At 62.8% G+C, this 15,988-nt stretch carries 12 protein-coding genes; 3 read left to right on the forward strand and 9 right to left on the reverse strand.

Going from position 1 to position 15,988, the window contains the following annotated elements:
- Positions 1-214: 214 nt before the first annotated feature.
- The gene (locus AN189_RS09560) at positions 215-763 is read left to right on the forward strand and encodes a pseudouridine synthase (RefSeq protein ID WP_056034669.1); all 549 of its coding nucleotides are present in this window, start codon (positions 215-217) and stop codon (positions 761-763) included.
- A 95-nt stretch (positions 764-858) separates the two neighbouring features.
- Here AN189_RS09560 and AN189_RS09565 read toward each other — a convergent pair whose 3' ends face one another.
- From AN189_RS09565 to AN189_RS09580, 4 genes are all read right to left on the reverse strand, one after another.
- A complete protein-coding gene (locus AN189_RS09565; RefSeq protein WP_157057440.1) occupies positions 859-1,506 on the reverse strand; it encodes a hypothetical protein in 648 nt (215 codons plus the stop codon).
- A gap of 180 nt (positions 1,507-1,686) precedes the next feature.
- Positions 1,687-3,135, reverse strand: a complete 1,449-nt coding sequence (locus tag AN189_RS09570) for an NAD(P)(+) transhydrogenase (Re/Si-specific) subunit beta (RefSeq protein WP_056034674.1) — start codon at positions 3,133-3,135, stop codon at positions 1,687-1,689.
- 14 nt (positions 3,136-3,149) lie between these two features.
- The gene (locus tag AN189_RS09575; protein ID WP_056034677.1) at positions 3,150-4,724 is read right to left on the reverse strand and encodes a Re/Si-specific NAD(P)(+) transhydrogenase subunit alpha; all 1,575 of its coding nucleotides are present in this window, start codon (positions 4,722-4,724) and stop codon (positions 3,150-3,152) included.
- Positions 4,725-4,803: 79 nt separating this feature from the next.
- Positions 4,804-5,241 (reverse strand): isoprenylcysteine carboxylmethyltransferase family protein, encoded by a 438-nt coding sequence (locus AN189_RS09580; RefSeq protein ID WP_056034680.1) that lies wholly within the window; start codon positions 5,239-5,241, stop codon positions 4,804-4,806.
- A 63-nt stretch (positions 5,242-5,304) separates the two neighbouring features.
- On the opposite strand from AN189_RS09580, the gene AN189_RS09585 reads away from it, so the two are divergent.
- Positions 5,305-6,066 (forward strand): SDR family NAD(P)-dependent oxidoreductase, encoded by a 762-nt coding sequence (locus tag AN189_RS09585; protein ID WP_056034683.1) that lies wholly within the window; start codon positions 5,305-5,307, stop codon positions 6,064-6,066.
- 61 nt (positions 6,067-6,127) lie between these two features.
- A complete protein-coding gene (gene kynU, locus AN189_RS09590; RefSeq protein ID WP_056034686.1) occupies positions 6,128-7,318 on the forward strand; it encodes a kynureninase in 1,191 nt (396 codons plus the stop codon).
- Between the two features lie 226 nt (positions 7,319-7,544).
- Here kynU and AN189_RS09595 read toward each other — a convergent pair whose 3' ends face one another.
- From AN189_RS09595 to AN189_RS09615, 5 genes are all read right to left on the reverse strand, one after another.
- On the reverse strand, positions 7,545-8,714 hold the full coding sequence (locus AN189_RS09595; RefSeq protein ID WP_056034688.1) for an HlyD family efflux transporter periplasmic adaptor subunit: 1,170 nt from the start codon (positions 8,712-8,714) through the stop codon (positions 7,545-7,547).
- Positions 8,714-10,951 carry an ATP-binding cassette domain-containing protein gene (locus AN189_RS09600; protein WP_056034692.1) on the reverse strand — a complete coding sequence of 746 codons (2,238 nt, stop codon included), beginning with the start codon at positions 10,949-10,951 and terminating at the stop codon, positions 8,714-8,716. The genes AN189_RS09595 and AN189_RS09600 overlap by 1 nt, the downstream gene beginning before the upstream one ends.
- Positions 10,948-12,177 (reverse strand): TolC family protein, encoded by a 1,230-nt coding sequence (locus tag AN189_RS09605; RefSeq protein WP_216597737.1) that lies wholly within the window; start codon positions 12,175-12,177, stop codon positions 10,948-10,950. The genes AN189_RS09600 and AN189_RS09605 overlap by 4 nt, the downstream gene beginning before the upstream one ends.
- Before the next feature lie 228 nt (positions 12,178-12,405).
- Entirely contained in the window at positions 12,406-14,886 is a 2,481-nt protein-coding gene (locus AN189_RS09610) for an Ig-like domain-containing protein (RefSeq protein WP_056034696.1), read from the reverse strand.
- A 113-nt stretch (positions 14,887-14,999) separates the two neighbouring features.
- Positions 15,000-15,926, reverse strand: coding sequence for a YihY/virulence factor BrkB family protein (locus AN189_RS09615; protein ID WP_157057441.1), 927 nt, complete (start codon positions 15,924-15,926; stop codon positions 15,000-15,002).
- Positions 15,927-15,988: the final 62 nt, after the last annotated feature.

A 15,988-nucleotide genomic window follows, 5' to 3' on the forward strand; every position in this document is an offset into this window, starting at 1 on the left:
GTAGACCCGGCCATTGGATGGATTAACCCACCCGAGACCGCTCAGTTCCAAGGGAGACGTTACCGTCGCTACAAGGGTCGTGCAAATCGACCCGGGCGCGTGCGTTGGCGTCTGTATCGGCGCATGTGATGCATCCGCCCGCGCCGATCAAGCGGATTTTTCGTGCAGCCGCATTTATTTTGCACCGCTGCCATCCGCAGGCTAGGACAGTGGGATGTCTGATCTGATCTTGCTGAACAAACCCTTTGACGTGCTGTCGCAATTCACCGATGCGCGCAGCCCGACACCGCGTCGCACGCTGTCCGATTTCGGTTTGCCATCAGGGGTTTACCCTGCCGGACGCCTGGACCGCGATAGCGAAGGTCTCCTGCTGCTGACCAGTGACGGCAGATTGCAGGCCCGCATCGCGGACCCCCGCTTCAAGGCCCCCAAGACCTACCTCGTGCAGGTCGAAGGCGACCCGACTGACGCCACCCTCGCCCCGCTGCGCACTGGGGTCACGCTCAAGGATGGGCCGACCCGCCCGGCACAGGTGCGACGCATCCCCGCACCGGACCTGTGGGACCGCGATCCGCCCGTCAGGTTCCGCAAGACCGTGCCGGATTGCTGGCTGGAAATCATCCTGACCGAAGGCCGCAACCGCCAGGTGCGCCGCATGACGGCGCATGTGGGCTGTCCGACCTTGCGGCTGGTGCGCTGGCGGATCGGTGAATGGTGCGTGGACGGCATTGCCCCCGGACAATGGACGGCGGCACCCCGCTGACAGGCGCGTTCTGGCCCGGTTAAACGCAAAACGCCCGGCGCATGTCACGCCGGGCGAAATCATCAAACATAGCGAAAGACTTCGGCAAACAGCCGTTACTGTTCGCCGATCACCAGGAATTCCGCGTCGATTGCGCGCCCGTTGCGGGTGATGCCTGCATCCTCGTCGACACCACCGATGGCGCGGATTGTGGCAGGTGTTCCTGCAGAGGGCGGACGCGTGCCGCCGAATTTGCCATCAACGGTCCCGCGCAGCACGAATGTGCCGTCGTTGTCGGTGCGCAGCGTTCCGTCATAGGTTGTGGCAAAGTTGTTGGGCGCGCCACGTCCGATGGATGACCCACGGCTACCCAGCTGGATGTCCCCATCCACGTCAAAGAAACGGCCCGTCTTGGCGTTGTCCCCCACGACACCGAACAGGTTCGTCACATCGCCCGTCACGGTGCCGCGACTGAAATTGGCGGTGATGTCGGCATCGCCTGCAATGGTCAGATCATCCGAGACCCGGTTCACGTTGTTTTCGACAAAGAACCCGCCCACTCCCTTGAAGGATGCGCTGCCGCTGGTCGGCATCGCGGTGAATTGGGTCGGCGCAATCGTATCCAGCCGGTCTGACAATGCCTCGAACTGATCGGCCTTGCCGACAACGAAATCACGGTCGACGGTCACACCGCCACCGCCGCCACAGGCGGCCAAAAGGGCGGTCAGGCCCAGACAGGTTGCAGCAGTAACGAGACGTGGCATGAGATCCCCCCACAGTTGATTTGTCATATCCCTACTGCGCTGCCCGCGTACGACAAAGATTCGTTTCACCCCGTCAGAACATCCGCCGACGCGGCGACAAAATTGCCGCACCAGTCGCAAAAAAAACGCCCGGCACCTTGCGGCACCGGGCGTCGGTTCCCGTCAGACTGGTGGTTGCGATCAGTCGATCTTGGGCAAGAGCGCCTCGAGCGATTGTTTCGCGTCACCGTAGAACATCCGCGTGTTGTCCTTAAAGAACAGCGGGTTCTCGATCCCGGAATAACCGGTGCCCTGCCCGCGCTTGGACACGAACACCTGTTTCGCCTTCCAGCATTCCAGCACCGGCATCCCGGCGATGGGGCTGTTGGGATCGTCCTGTGCGGCCGGGTTCACGATGTCGTTCGACCCGATCACGATGGCCACGTCGGTGCTGGGGAAATCATCATTGATCTCGTCCATTTCCATGACGATGTCATAGGGCACCTTGGCCTCGGCCAGCAGCACGTTCATGTGGCCGGGCAGACGCCCCGCCACCGGGTGAATGGCAAAGCGCACATTCTTGCCCTGCGCGCGCAGCTTGGTCACCAACTGGCTGACCGCCTGCTGTGCCTGTGCCACCGCCATGCCGTAGCCGGGGATGATGATGACACTGTCCGCCTCGTTCAGCGCCGTGGCGACACCGTCGGCGTCAATGGCGACCTGTTCTCCCTCGACCGCCATCTGTTCACCGGCAGGCCCGCCGAATCCGCCCAGGATCACGCTGACAAACGACCGGTTCATCGCCTTGCACATGATGTAGGACAGGATCGCACCGGACGACCCAACCAATGCGCCGACCACGATCAGCAGATCGTTGCCAAGGCTGAAACCGATCGCGGCCGCCGCCCAACCGGAATAGCTGTTCAGCATCGACACCACGACAGGCATGTCAGCACCACCGATGCCCATGATCAGGTGATACCCGATGAACAGCGCAGCCAAGGTCATGATGAACAGCGGGAAAAAGCCGCCAGTGTTGAAATACCAGATCAGGCACAGCAGCGACAAACCCGCAGCCCCGGCGTTCAGCATGTGACCGCCCGGCAGTTTCGCCGCCGCCGTATTCACACGGCCCGCCAGCTTGCCATAGGCAATCACCGACCCGGTAAAGGTCACGGCCCCGATGAACACGCCCAGGAACAGTTCGACCCGCAGGATGTTCATCTCGGTCACGGTCTTTTTCAGCAAAAGCCCGGCAAACACCCCCTGAGAGCTGCGGTCGAAATCAGGACCGCTGGTTGCCACGAGTTCGATCAGCCGCGCGATTTCGATGTGGGCGATGTAGCCCACGATCACCGCCGCCAGACCAACCAGCGAATGCATCGCTGCGACCAGTTCGGGCATCTGCGTCATCTGCACCTTGGTCGCCAGCTGATAGCCGATCAGACCACCGCCGATGATCATCAGCACCGACAGCAACCAATAGCCGCTGCCCGGTCCGATCAGGGTCGCCGCAACCGCCAGCGCCATGCCGACGATGCCGTACCAGACCGCGCGTTTGGCGCTTTCCTGGCCGGACAAACCGCCCAGCGACAGGATGAAGAGAATGGCTGCGACCACATAGGCCGCTGTTGTGAAACCGAATTCCATGTCTGTTTACCCCCTCAGGACTTCTGGAACATGGCGAGCATGCGCCGTGTGACGAGGAAGCCCCCGAAGATGTTGATACCTGTCATGAACACCGCGAGTGCGGCGAGGATGACAACCAGCCATGACCCCGACCCGATCTGGGTCAATGCGCCCAGAATGATGATCGACGAAATCGCATTGGTGACCGCCATCAGCGGCGTGTGCAGCGAATGCGCGACACCCCAAATGACCTGGAACCCGACGAAGACCGCCAGCACAAACACGATGAAATGCTGCATGAAACTGGCGGGTGCGACCAGACCGACCAGCAGCAGCAACGCGCCGCCGATGGTCAGCAGACCGACCTGCGTCTTGGTCTCTTTCTTGAACGCGGCCACTTCCTTGGCGCGTTTCTCCTCGGGCGTCAGTTCCTTGGCCGCTGCCTTCTTGGGCTGGGCGGCAATGGCTGCAACCTTGGGCTTGGGTGGCGGGAACGTCACCTCGCCTGCATGGGTGGCCGTGGCCCCCCGGATCACGTCGTCATCCATGTTGTGATTGATCTGGCCGTCCTTTTCGGGGGTCAGATCGGACAGCATGTGCCGCACGTTGGTCGCATATAGCAGCGAGGATTGCGTCGCCATCCGGGACGGGAAATCGGTGTAACCCACGATGGTCACGCCATTTTCCGTGACGATCTTTTCGCCCATCACGGTCAGTTTGCAGTTGCCGCCACGTTCGGCAGCCAGGTCGATGATGACCGATCCGGGCTTCATCGCCTTGACCATGTCCTCGGTCCACAGTTCCGGCGCGTCGCGGCCGGGAATCAACGCGGTGGTGATGACGATGTCGATATCGGGTGCAATCTCGCGGAACTTGGCCAGCTGGGCCGCGGCGAATTCCGGGCTGGACACGGCAGCGTAACCGCCCGTTGCGGACCCGTCCTGCTGTTCCTCTTCGAAATCGAGGAACACGAACTCTGCTCCCATGGATTCGACCTGTTCGGCCACCTCGGGACGCACGTCGAATGCATAGGTGATCGCACCCAGCGAGGTGGACGTGCCGATCGCGGCCAAACCGGCCACACCGGCACCGACGACCAGCACCTTGGCCGGTGGCACCTTGCCCGCAGCCGTCACCTGCCCGGTAAAGAACCGGCCAAAGTTGTTGCCAGCCTCGATCACGGCACGGTAGCCCGCGATGTTTGCCATCGAGGACAGCGCGTCCATTTTCTGCGCGCGGCTGATACGCGGCACCATGTCCATCGCGATGACGGTGGCACCCTGGTCATTGGCGGCCTGCATCAGCTCCGCGTTCTGACCGGGATAGAAGAACGAAATCAGCGTCTGGCCCTGACGCAGCATCTTGACCTCGTCCTGCGATGGCGGGCGCACCTTGGCCACGACGTCGGCCTGCGCGAACAATGCCGCGGCATCGTCGACCACAGTCACATCTGCCGCGCGATAGGCGTCATCCGTGAACCCCGCAGCATTGCCTGCGCCGGATTGAACCAGACATTCATGACCGAGTTTCTGCAAATCCCGGGCCGAGGCGGGCGTCATGGCCACGCGGGCCTCGCCCTTGTACGTTTCTGTTGGTGCGCCGATTTTCACGGATCGAAGTCCCCCATTTTTGATCGCGCCAGTGTTAGACCGCGCAATAATATTTCACAAGTCGCCGATGGCGGTAACATCAAAGCCAACGCCGCGTCCTTTGCGCGTAATGCACAAAGGCTGTGCCGAATGCAGCGCGCAGGCGTGCTTCTTCGGCAGCGATGAAATGCCGCGTGATCCACCAGATGAACACCGGCACAAGCAGCAGGCCCAAGGGTGCCTGCCAGCGCAGGCACAATCCCACCAGCACAATGGCGTCGGCCAGATAGATCGGGTTGCGTGACCAGGCAAAGATTCCGTGACTGACCAGCGCGCTGGGTTCACGGTGCGGCATGACGGTCGTATGCCTGCGCGCCATGGTGACGACGGCAATCGCCATCATCACGATGCCCAGCACGATCAATGCGGTCCCGATCCCGACCGTGACAGCGGTGCCCGCCGTCCAGATCCCACGGCTGAGCCAGACACCCATTGCGCAGAGCGCCAGCCAGACCGGCGGCAGATCAATGCGTTTCATCTGCTTACACTCCTTGTCCCCGCTGCATCAAACCGTAGGCTGCGGACAAACGAAAGGACGATTATGGAACATCTGGGCAAACACGCGCTTGTCACGGGCGGCGGCAGCGGCATCGGACGCGATATCGCGATCGCGCTGGCCGATGCCGGCGCCAGCGTCACGATCACCGGCCGCAGACTGGACGTGCTGCAGGCAGCCGCTGCCGAGCATCCCAGGTTGCACCCGCTGCAAATGGATGTCGGTGACGAATCCGCAGTAAGAGACGGGATAGCAGCGGCCGCAGCAGACCGGGGGCCCGTGCAGATCTGTATCGCCAACGCGGGTATCGCAGAGGGGGGCGCATTCGCCAAAACCTCGCTCGCGGCATGGCGGCGCACGATGACCACGAACCTCGACGGTGTGTTCCTGACATTTCAGGCGGCACTCGAATCACTGCCCGATGACGTGACGGGCCGCATGATCGTCGTCAGTTCCATCGCAGGGGTGCGCGGCCTGAAAAACGCGGTCCCCTACACCGTCTCGAAACACGCCGTGATCGGCCTGATCCGGGGGCTGTCAGAAGAATACCTGCACAAACGCCCGGTGACCTTCAACGCGCTCTGCCCGGGGTATGTCGATACCGATATCGTGCAGTCGCAGCTGCCGGGCCTGATGCGCAAGTTCGACGTGGACAAGGCAGGTGCCGCAGCACTGGTCGCCAGCGCCAACCGCAGCAAGCAGCTCTTGGATGTTGCGGAAACCACCGCAGCCATGATGTGGCTGTGTTCGGACGGCGCGCGCAGTGTCAACGGCCAGACAATCGAGATATCGGGGGGGCAGGTCTGATGCCGGATTTTCGCGAAAATCCGGACCGGGCCAAATTTTCGCGAAAATTTGGAGGTGCTGTATGACCGATTTTGCAAAAACCAAGGACCTGTTCCATGTGCCGGACGGGATGATCTACCTCGACGGCAATTCGCTGGGTCCGCTGCCCAAGGCGACGCCGGCACGTGTGGCCCGCACCCTGACCGACGAATGGGGCGAGATGGTCATCACGGGATGGAACCGTGCGGGCTGGATGGCCCAACCGATGGACCTGGGAGACCGGATCGGACGGCTGATCGGGGCCGAAGAAGGTCATGTCACCGTCGGCGATACACTCTCGGTAAAGGTGTTTCAGGCCCTGGCCGCGGCACTGGCGATGACCGACCGCAAGGTCATCCTGTCCGACAGCGGCAATTTCCCATCCGACCTCTACATGGCCGAGGGGCTGATCGCAGCACTGGGCGGCGGGTTGGAACTGCGCATCGTGGACCCCGAGGACGTCGCGGAGGCGCTGACCGACGAGGTCGCGGTGCTGATGTTGACGCAGGTCGATTACCGCACCGGACGGCTGCACGACATGGCGGGGCTCACGGCGCGCGCACAAAGCGCGGGGATTATCACGATCTGGGATCTCGCGCATTCGGCTGGCGCGATGGACGTCGATGTGGCGGGCTGCGGTGCTGATTTCGCGGTCGGCTGCACGTACAAATACCTCAACGGTGGACCCGGTGCGCCGGCGTTCATCTATGTCGCGCCTAGGCACGCCGAAGCCGCAAGGCCAATTCTGGCAGGCTGGCTGGGCCATGCGGCCCCGTTCGCCTTTGAGCAGGGCTATCGCCCCGGTGATGGCGTGGCACGGATGCGCGTTGGCACGCCGCCCGTCATTCAGATGGCCGCACTCGAAGCGTCCATGGACATCTGGGACACGGTCGACATGACCGATATCCGCGCGGCCTCCATGGCGCTGTGCGACAGGTTCATCGCTGGGGTCGAGGCCACCTGCCCCGACCTGACGCTGGCGTCGCCGCGCGACGCGGCACGGCGCGGATCACAGGTATCGTTTCGTCATCCGCAGGGTTACGCCGCGATGCAGGCCTGCATCGCGCATGGTGTGGTCGGCGATTTCCGCGCGCCCGATATCATGCGGTTCGGGTTCACGCCGCTGTTCATCGACGAAAGCGACGTGGATGCGGCCGTGGAGGTGATTGCGCGGGTGATGGCAGACCGGCTGTGGGACGACCCGCAATTTCACGCCAAGGCTGCCGTTACATAACGATATCGACATGTTTCGCATGCGAAACATCTTATGTCATTAGAGGGTGAATGCTTCATTCAGATGAACAAGCGCTGAAGATCACCCGGTTTTTGACGTAAAACGCCCTCGCGGCACGGGCGTCAATCGCGGGGCAATCAAGGTTGGATTCACTAAGATGAAGCCAACCTTGATTGCCGGGCGATACGTGCAACCGACAGCAAGGCGCGGCGGCTGCCGCAGAGCTCTAGCGTTCGTGAAACGCTTCTGACGACCGATACAGCGGCTTGGTCAGGTAGCTGAGGATGGTTTTCTCGCCGGTGTGCAGCTCGACCGTGGCCATCAGGCCCGGGCGCATTTCGATGCGTTGCTGGCGCACGCCCAGATTTTCCTGATCCACGCGCAGGATGACCCGGTAATGGGCATCGCCCTCGGGGCGGCGTTCGTCCTTGAACGTGTCGGCGCTGACGGTCTGCACCGTCCCCTTGAGCGAACCGTAGATCGTGTAGTCATAGGCGGTCAGTTTCACCGTGGCGTCCTGCCCCGTGGTCACGCCGGAAATGTCCTGCGGTTTCACGCGTGCCTCGACATAGAGCGCATCATCCAGCGGGATGATCTGAAAGATCTCCTCGCCCGGACGGATGACACCGCCGATGGTGGTGACGGCCATATTGTTGACCACGCCGCGCATGGGCGCGCGGATCACGGTCCGGTCCAGCTGGTCGCGGGCGATCTTGATGTTCTGTTCCAGCTGCGACAGCGTTTGCAGCGTTTCGGTATATTCGGTGGCACGGGCCAGATCGGCACCGGTGACAACCTCGTTGTACTTGATTTCAGCGTCGGCAAAGGCCTTGCGCACCCGCGTGGTTTCGATCAGCGACACGATTTCGCGCGACAGCATGTCCTCCATCAGGGCCAGTTCATTGCCGGTTTCGTCCATGACGCGGCGCGCGCCGTCAACCTTGGACGCGTAATCGGCCTGCCGCGCGGCCAGCAGGGCGCGTTCCGATTGCACGATGCCGGGGCTGGCCTCGGCAATGTCGGTAGGGACCTCGAAATCGAACAGGCCCGCGATTTCGGCCTCCAGCCGCAGGCGGCGGATGGTGGCGGCATTGATCTGTTCGGACAGGTCCTGCACGGCCGAGACGAATTGCGTGCCTTCCAGCCGGGCGAGGACATCGCCCTCTTCGACGGTATCGCCTTCGGAGACAAAGAGTTCGGCCAGGATGCCGCCCTCAAAGTTCTGGATGATCTGCGGGCGCGATGCGCTGACCACCTCGCCCTCGGCGCGGACCAGTTCGTCAACCCAGGCGAATTTGGCCCAGCCGATAAAGATGATGACGGTGGCCGCAACCAGCCAGATGATCAGGCTGGGACCGCGTGCGGCCCCCTGAAATTCGGTATCCGCAACGGCCATCACGATGCCTCCTTGTTCAAATGGGCAAGGACCTGATCGCGGGGTCCGTCCACGGCAAGCCGGCCATTGTGCAGCACCATGGTGCGGTCGGCCAGTTTCAACAGTGCCATCCGGTGCGTGGCGACAATCACGGTGCGCCCGGACATCCAGCCTTCGAGGCGGCTGATCAGCGTTGTCTCCAGCGTCTGGTCCAGCGCGGATGTGGGTTCGTCCAGCAGGCACACACTGGGGTTCTGCAACCACAGGCGCGCCCAGCCAATGGACTGACGCTGACCGACCGACAGGCCTGCCCCGCCGTCGCGGATGTCCAGATCCAGCCCCTTGGGGTGGGCGCGGACAAATGGACCAAGGCCCGCGAAATCCAGTGCCGCCAGCATCCGGTCGTCGTCGCGTTCCAGCTGCGTGAGGTTGAGGTTGTCGCGCAGGCTACCTGCAAAGAGTTTCACCTCCTGGCCCAGATAGCCGATGGACCGGCGCAGGTCGCGGGCGGCGACCTGTTCCATGTCGACACCATCGATCAGCACGCGGCCCGAAGTCGGCACATGCAGGCCGGACAGGATTTTCAGCAGTGTCGATTTGCCGGACCCGTTGGCCCCGAGGATGGCGACGATCTGGCCTGCGGGCACCTTGAGCGAGGCAATATCCAGCGCGCGCGCGCCATCGGCGTCATAGGTATAGGCAAGGTCGCGCAATTCGTATTCACCCGCCACCGTTTCACGGCGCAGGTAGGTGCGCGCGGCATCGTTGTCCTGATCGGACAGGGCAATCTGGTCGAGGGCGGTCAATGCGGCCTTGGTATTGGACCAACGCGCGATCAGCCCCGCCAGACCGTTCAGCGGCCCAAGCGTACGGCTGGTCAGAATGCCCACGGCAATGATGGTCCCGACCGTGAATTCACCGGCAAACACCAGAAAGGTCCCCATCACGACAGCGGCGACATAGGTGGCCTGCTGCACGCCCTGCGCCCAGTAGGTGAGCGTGGTGGACAGGCGGCGTTGCTCGGACGTGGACAGGGCGGACAGCCCCGTCAGTTCGGCCCACATGCGGTTGAAACGCCCCTCTGCGCGCTGCGATTTGATGGTGTCGGCCTCGAACACGGCCTCTTGCAGCAGGCGGCTGGATTTTGTCGAAGCACCCTGTGCGGCCAGCGTCAGGTCCATCATTTTCTTTTGCAGGAACAGTGACGGCAGCACCATCAGCACGCCGCCCGCAACCAGCACCCAGACGACCGGGCCGCCGATGGACCAGACCAGCGCCAGAAACAGAAAGATGAACGGAATATCCGTCAGCGAACCGATGGTCGAGGCGGTGAAAAATTCGCGAATGGATGAAAATTCGCGCATCGCGGCAAAGGTCTGGCTGGGCGATTGCGCGGCCGTGGCCTTCATCCCCAGCAGGCGGTTCATCAGCATGTCCTGCAACCGCAGTTCGATCCGGCGGCCTGCATTGTCCATCAGGCGCGCGCGGGCGATACGCAGGGCGGCCTCCATCAGCATGGCCAGACCCGCACCGATGGTCAGCACCCACAGGGTCGCCGTGGATTGATTGGGGATCACCCGGTCATAAACCTGAAGCGAAAAGAGCGCGACAGCCACCGCCAGCAGGTTGGCAACCAGCGATCCCAGGGCCACCTCGCCGATGATGCGGCGGAACGACAGGATTTCCGCCCAGAACCAGTGACGCTTCGCGGCCTTCGTGCCGTGACGTTCGGTCAGAACGGCGGCCGGCACCTCGGCGCGGATAATCCGGCCTGTGAAATGTTCGGTGAATTCGCGCAGCGATACTTCTTCGCGATTGTCAGGTGCGCTGGGGTCATGGACGACGATGGTGTCCTTGGTCTGTTCGAGCACCAGCACCAGTTTGTCCGAGGTCAGCCGCGCGATTGCGGGCCAGTGGGACAGTTTGGGCGGCAGCGCGACAATAGCCTGCGCCCGCAGCCCTGCTTCGTTCAATGCAGCGACCAGATTGGCGGGGGCCAAATCGCCATGGGCATCCGCCGCCTGCCCCTCGAGCACATCCGTCGCCTTGAGCGGTTGACCCAAGAGCGCGGCATAGGTCGCTGTAATCGCTGCCTTTTCGACGGCAAGCGCTGAATGGACAACGATCTTTGGCGCGGCAGGGGCAGCGGTGGCTGATCCGTCGGTGGCCTGATCGGCAGGCACCTTGACCGGGTCGATCTTGGCCAGTTTCATGCCACGCGAATTGGCGACGTCGAATGCAAGAACCGGACCGCTCATAGGATGTCTCCGTCAACCAGGACGCCGCGCAGGGCGGCAGTTTTCAAATCGTTGCGAATGATGTCATAGCGCAGGGATGCCGCACGCCGGGCGGTGCCCACGCGGGATTCCATCAAGGTGACAACCTCGCGCACGGTGCGCTGACCGTCGCGCTGCGCCTGCACGTAGGTGTTGAATGTCTGCGCGGCCCCCTCGGCCAGTTGTTCGGCCTGCGCCAGTTGCCGCGTCAGCGAGCTGCGCTCTGCCTCCAGCTTGGCCAATGTCCGGGCGGTGTCCTCGCGGGTTTCGGACACGGCGGCGATGGCGGCGACGCGCTGCGCCTCGATCGCGCGCATCGCATCGCGGGTGCCGAAACCGATATCCTGATCCATCTGGGCCGTCAGCCCTACGTCGGAACTGTCACCAATGCTGGCAATACCGGCCAGACGCGGGAAAAATCCGGCACGCCCGGCGTCAGCCTCGGCACCGGCAAGGGTCGCCTCGGCCTCGGCCTTGAGGTCGGGCAAGGGTTGTGCCGTCAATTCGGTGCGGAAAACGGCATCGGTCGTGCTGCCGGTGACCGGTGCGCCGGTCATTGCCGCCAGTTCAGCCCGCGCCGATGCCGCACCTTCGAGGTCGAGGTCACGGTCAGCGCGCATCTCTTGCAGTTTCTGATGCACGATACTGGCGTCGACAGGGTTGCTGACGCCGCCCTTGACCCGTTCGTCCATGATGTAGGCGTAGCGTTCCAGCTGCGGCAGGGCCGCCGCATTGACAGCTGCGCGCGCCTCGGCGGCCTGGGCGGTCAACAAAAGGTTCAGCGCCTCGAATGCGCGATCGTTGGCATCCTGCGCATAGGTGACAGAGGCCACTTCGACCTCGGCGTTGGCATAGGCGCGTTCGGCCTTGTTGCGGCCATTGTCCAGAATGGTCTGTTCGATGAACAAGGTCGTCACAAGCGATCCGACCGATGACAGGCTGACCTGCGGTCCCATTGACGGCAGCCAGTTTTTCGACTGGGCCTGTGCGCGAAACCGTGCGGCGCGCAAATCCTGTTCGGCCTGCGACGTGCGATTGGACACGGCGGCATGGGCCACACCGGCATATAGACCGTCATTCAGCACGGTCCGCCGCGCCTTGAGCCCTGCAATGATGTCGGACGTGTCGCCACCCGGCAGCGTGGCATCCATCGTCGGTGCCGCCGCGGCCCCCGCGAAATCCAGTGGCGCACCCTGTGCGCGTGCCACCTCTGCATCCGTATCGTTCCGCCCGCAGGCAGTGAGGGAAAGTGCGAGACACACCACCCCCGTCGTCATTGTGATTTGCCGATAGCTCACCCGCAGCCCGCCCGTTATTTTTATAGTCTTTGGGGAGTGCCCACCCCCGGCCCTGCCTTGGACTTTGGGGAGAGGCGGGGGGCACGGACGTTGCCTGCCCCCCTGATGCTGGTCCGGTTGCCCGGACCGGGAGGATCGTCAGACGATGTTCTGCGAAAACGCGATGCTGCTGTCGATCACCAGCTCGCTGTCGTCGCCAAGGCTGTAGACGTTGTACGAACGGCCATCGATCTGCTGGGTGCCTGTCAGCGCAGCATTCCCGTTGAAGGTGACGCTGTCGTCGATGGATCCGTGCACAACCAGCACGTTGTCGTTGCTCGACAGTGCGTCGATCGATTCCTTGGTCAGCGTCAGGCGCGCATTGTCGCCCTGATCCAGGTCGATCGCTCCGATGTTAAAGGTATCAAGCCCGGCAGCGTTCAGATCGACCACACCGTTCACATCCACCACCAGCAGGGTGGAGTTGCTGTTGCCGGCATCGTCGGTGGCGGTGATCACCAGCTGCTTGCCATCGACCACGGGTGCGTCAAAGCTGAAAGTCTCCTCGCCGTCGGCAGGGAAATTCTTCATGCCGTCGCCGTCTGTCGCGATCAGGGACCGACCGTTGCCACCCTCGTCATAGGAATGAACCCGGATGTCATCGGAATTTCCGTCGATGGTGACAAAGGTCACGCCACGGTCGTAGTCGCCGATACCTTCGACCGATGGTGCATCAGGCACATCGGTATCCACATCGAACTGGCCGGTGATCGACCGGCTGTTGCCCGCCAGATCCTTGGCCGCGACCGTCACATCGGCCTGATAGGTGCCGTCGGGGATTTCACCGGCAGCATAGGTCACGGACCAGTTGCCATTGGCGTCCACGGTGGCGGCCCGGGTGACGATTGCGCTGGATGACCCGCTTTGCGTGGCATCGAAACGCACGATCACCTCGGTGGCACCACGTTCGACGGTGCCGGTCAGCGTCACACCGTCAGATGCCTCTGCGCGGTTGACCGTGTTGTCCGCACCTTCGACCGGGGTATCCAGCGTCAGGCGGTTGACCCAGGTATCCAGACGCACATCGGCCTGATCGGTCACGACGTTCCCTGCCGGATCGGTCGCGACTGCGGTGATCGTGGTAAAGGTTTCGACGTTGCCGCTGCGGATGACCGAAGTCGAGAAATTCGCAGTCCAGCTGCCGTCCTCGCCTGCGACGACGGTCTTGGACCCGTTTTCAAAGGTCACGCGCACCTCGGAGAAGGCATCGGCCTGACCGGTGATGTCGATGGTCTGTGCGCCGCGCTCAATGTGGTTGATGACGCCGTTGCCACCGACGATTTCCTCGCGGATATCGACGGATGCCAGGGTGTCGACCTCGACCGTGCCGCGGGCAAAGGCTGCGTTGCCTGCCGCGTCGGTGGATGTGGCACTGATGACGGCCTGATATTCACCACCGGGCACCTCGGCACCCGAGAAGGTGTAGGTCCAGTTGCCATTGCCATCGGCCTGCGTGGTGTGCGTGATATTGCCTGACCCGTTGCCGTTGAAGGTCACGGTCACGGTGGCGTTCGCCTCGGCGGTGCCGGTGACCAGCACGCCGACCGCATTGCGTTCGACCAGGTTGACCGTCCCGTCGCCACCAGCGGCAGAGGTATCAAGGGTGATCTCGTTGACGGTATCCACGTCCAGGAAATCGGTCGCAGAGGACGTGCCGCCACCGGTCGTCACGGTTGCCACGACCTCGTAGGAATATTCACCCTCGCCCGCGACATTTGTCGGAACGGTGACCGACCACTGACCGTTGTCGTCGATGTCGAACGGGATCGTCGATCCGTTGATGACCAGCGACGCAGAAGCGTTGGGCGTCCCGGTGCCGGAAATTTCCACACCGTCGTTCCAGTCTTCGCCGTTGACGACGGTGCCGGTGCTGCGTGTGCCGCCCGAAATGACGATTTCAGGTGCGCTGTCGCCGCCGTCGCCGCCGGTTCCACCGCCGCCGCCGCCACCGTCGCCGTTTTCGCCGCCGCCTTCACCGTCCTCGTCCGTGTCGCCGTCGCCGCCACCGCCCTGGGTGCCGCCATCGGTGTTGTCGTCATCGCTCTCGGCGCCGCTGCCACCCAGCAGCGCAATGCCGCCCAGTGCGGCTGCACCAGCCGCAGCGGCACCACCGCCGATACCGCCCAGACCAGCCAGCAGGGGCACGCCCAGCATACCGACATCTGCACCGGTTTCGGTGCCGGCGATATCCAGCGACGCCACTTCGATGAAATAGAGGTCGTCATCGGGCGACCATTTGCCGAACCCGTCTTCGTCGATGTACTGCGCCAGCAACAGGTTGCCGTCACCCGGCACCAGTTGCACCTGCGCCAGCTGACCGCCGGAGGAGAGGAAAAGATCGTTCAGGGGGGCGCCGTCCGGGCCAAAGAAACCCTGGATCGTGATCACCTGGCCATCGACCAGCATCACCTGAAGCGCCTGCCCCTGACGCGCATAGCTCAGCACGTGGCTGCGCTGCAAATTCAGCGAAACGTCCTGACCCTGAGATACGATGATGTTCGCGTCCTGCCCGTTCCCGGACACCGCGCCACGTTGCAAGCCGCCCGCATCGTTGCGAACGACGAATTCAATCGCCGACATAATATACTCCGCCTCATGTGCACGCCCATCGAGGGACGTATCGATTTTGATTGCCGTCAGCGTAGCGAGACGGAATTTATAAATCCAGATGAATCTGGGCGGCAGCCGCCTTATTACTGCCGCGGGGGTGACACTTTTGTCGCATCTGCCGCGTCATGCTTGCCGTCGACATTGCCGTGCACATGCAGGTTCAACGCCGCCCCCAGCAGGATCAGAAAGGCCGTGATATATAGCCATAGCAGCATCCCGATGACCGCGCCGATAGACCCGTAGACCTCGTTGTAGCGGGCGAAATTTCCCAGGTAATACGACAACATGACCGAGGCCGCGATCCACAGGATCACCACGGTCCCTGCCCCCACCGTCATCCAGCGCAGGCGCGCGCCGCGTTGGTTCGGACCAAAGCGATACAGGATGCTGAGCGCGCTGTAGAGCACCACAAGCGCCACCAGCCAGCGAATCCCCTCGAGCAGCCAGGCCGTGTCATTCGCGATCGGCGCAAAGGCGATGAAGATCGGCGCAAGCACGACCGCCACCATGGCGACAAGCGCCATGGCAACCAGTGAAACTGTCAGCGTCAGGGCCACGATGATCTGTTTGAACCCATTGCGCGCAGGCCGCCCCGCAATGGCGTTCAGACCCGACATCAGGCCCGCCACCCCCAGACGCGCGGCCCAGACCGCCAGCAACAAGGACACGACAGAGGCAAACCCCAACGTATCGCTGCGCGTCGCCAGCAAACGCGCCATCTGTTCGGTCAGCAACAGGTAGGTGTCTTCTGGAATGATCTCTTGCATCAGCTCCAGTTGCTCGACCACGACCACCGGGTCGGCAATCAGGCCAAACAGCGAAATGATCGCCGCAGCCGCCGGAAACAGCGCAAAGATGCTAAAGAACGCAACGCCGCCCGCAATCAGGCTGATGTGCCGTTCAGAAGCCGTCTGCCACACCGCCCAAAGCAAGGACACGGCGCGGCGCAACAGGCCGCGCGGCGGTTTCGCAGTGGTCTGCTGGTCAGGATCGCTGGTCTGCGCTGTCATGGCCCCTTGCTACGCCGGGTCGGGCCCATTCGCAAAGATTGAACCGCACAAAGTGATGAGGT

The organism is Loktanella sp. 3ANDIMAR09, from assembly GCF_001420005.1.
GTDB lineage: Bacteria > Pseudomonadota > Alphaproteobacteria > Rhodobacterales > Rhodobacteraceae > Loktanella.

What these genes read in the sequence shown, in the direction of transcription:
- AN189_RS09560 (WP_056034669.1), top strand. Translation starts at nt 215, where the DNA reads ATGTCTGATCTGATCTTGCTGAACAAACCCTTTGACGTGCTGTCGCAA.
- AN189_RS09565 (WP_157057440.1), bottom strand. Translation starts at nt 1,506, where the DNA reads ATGCCACGTCTCGTTACTGCTGCAACCTGTCTGGGCCTGACCGCCCTT.
- AN189_RS09570 (WP_056034674.1), bottom strand. Translation starts at nt 3,135, where the DNA reads ATGGAATTCGGTTTCACAACAGCGGCCTATGTGGTCGCAGCCATTCTC.
- AN189_RS09580 (WP_056034680.1), bottom strand. Translation starts at nt 5,241, where the DNA reads ATGAAACGCATTGATCTGCCGCCGGTCTGGCTGGCGCTCTGCGCAATG.
- AN189_RS09585 (WP_056034683.1), top strand. Translation starts at nt 5,305, where the DNA reads ATGGAACATCTGGGCAAACACGCGCTTGTCACGGGCGGCGGCAGCGGC.
- kynU (WP_056034686.1), top strand. Translation starts at nt 6,128, where the DNA reads ATGACCGATTTTGCAAAAACCAAGGACCTGTTCCATGTGCCGGACGGG.
- AN189_RS09595 (WP_056034688.1), bottom strand. Translation starts at nt 8,714, where the DNA reads ATGGCCGTTGCGGATACCGAATTTCAGGGGGCCGCACGCGGTCCCAGC.
- AN189_RS09600 (WP_056034692.1), bottom strand. Translation starts at nt 10,951, where the DNA reads ATGAGCGGTCCGGTTCTTGCATTCGACGTCGCCAATTCGCGTGGCATG.
- AN189_RS09610 (WP_056034696.1), bottom strand. Translation starts at nt 14,886, where the DNA reads ATGTCGGCGATTGAATTCGTCGTTCGCAACGATGCGGGCGGCTTGCAA.
- AN189_RS09615 (WP_157057441.1), bottom strand. Translation starts at nt 15,926, where the DNA reads ATGACAGCGCAGACCAGCGATCCTGACCAGCAGACCACTGCGAAACCG.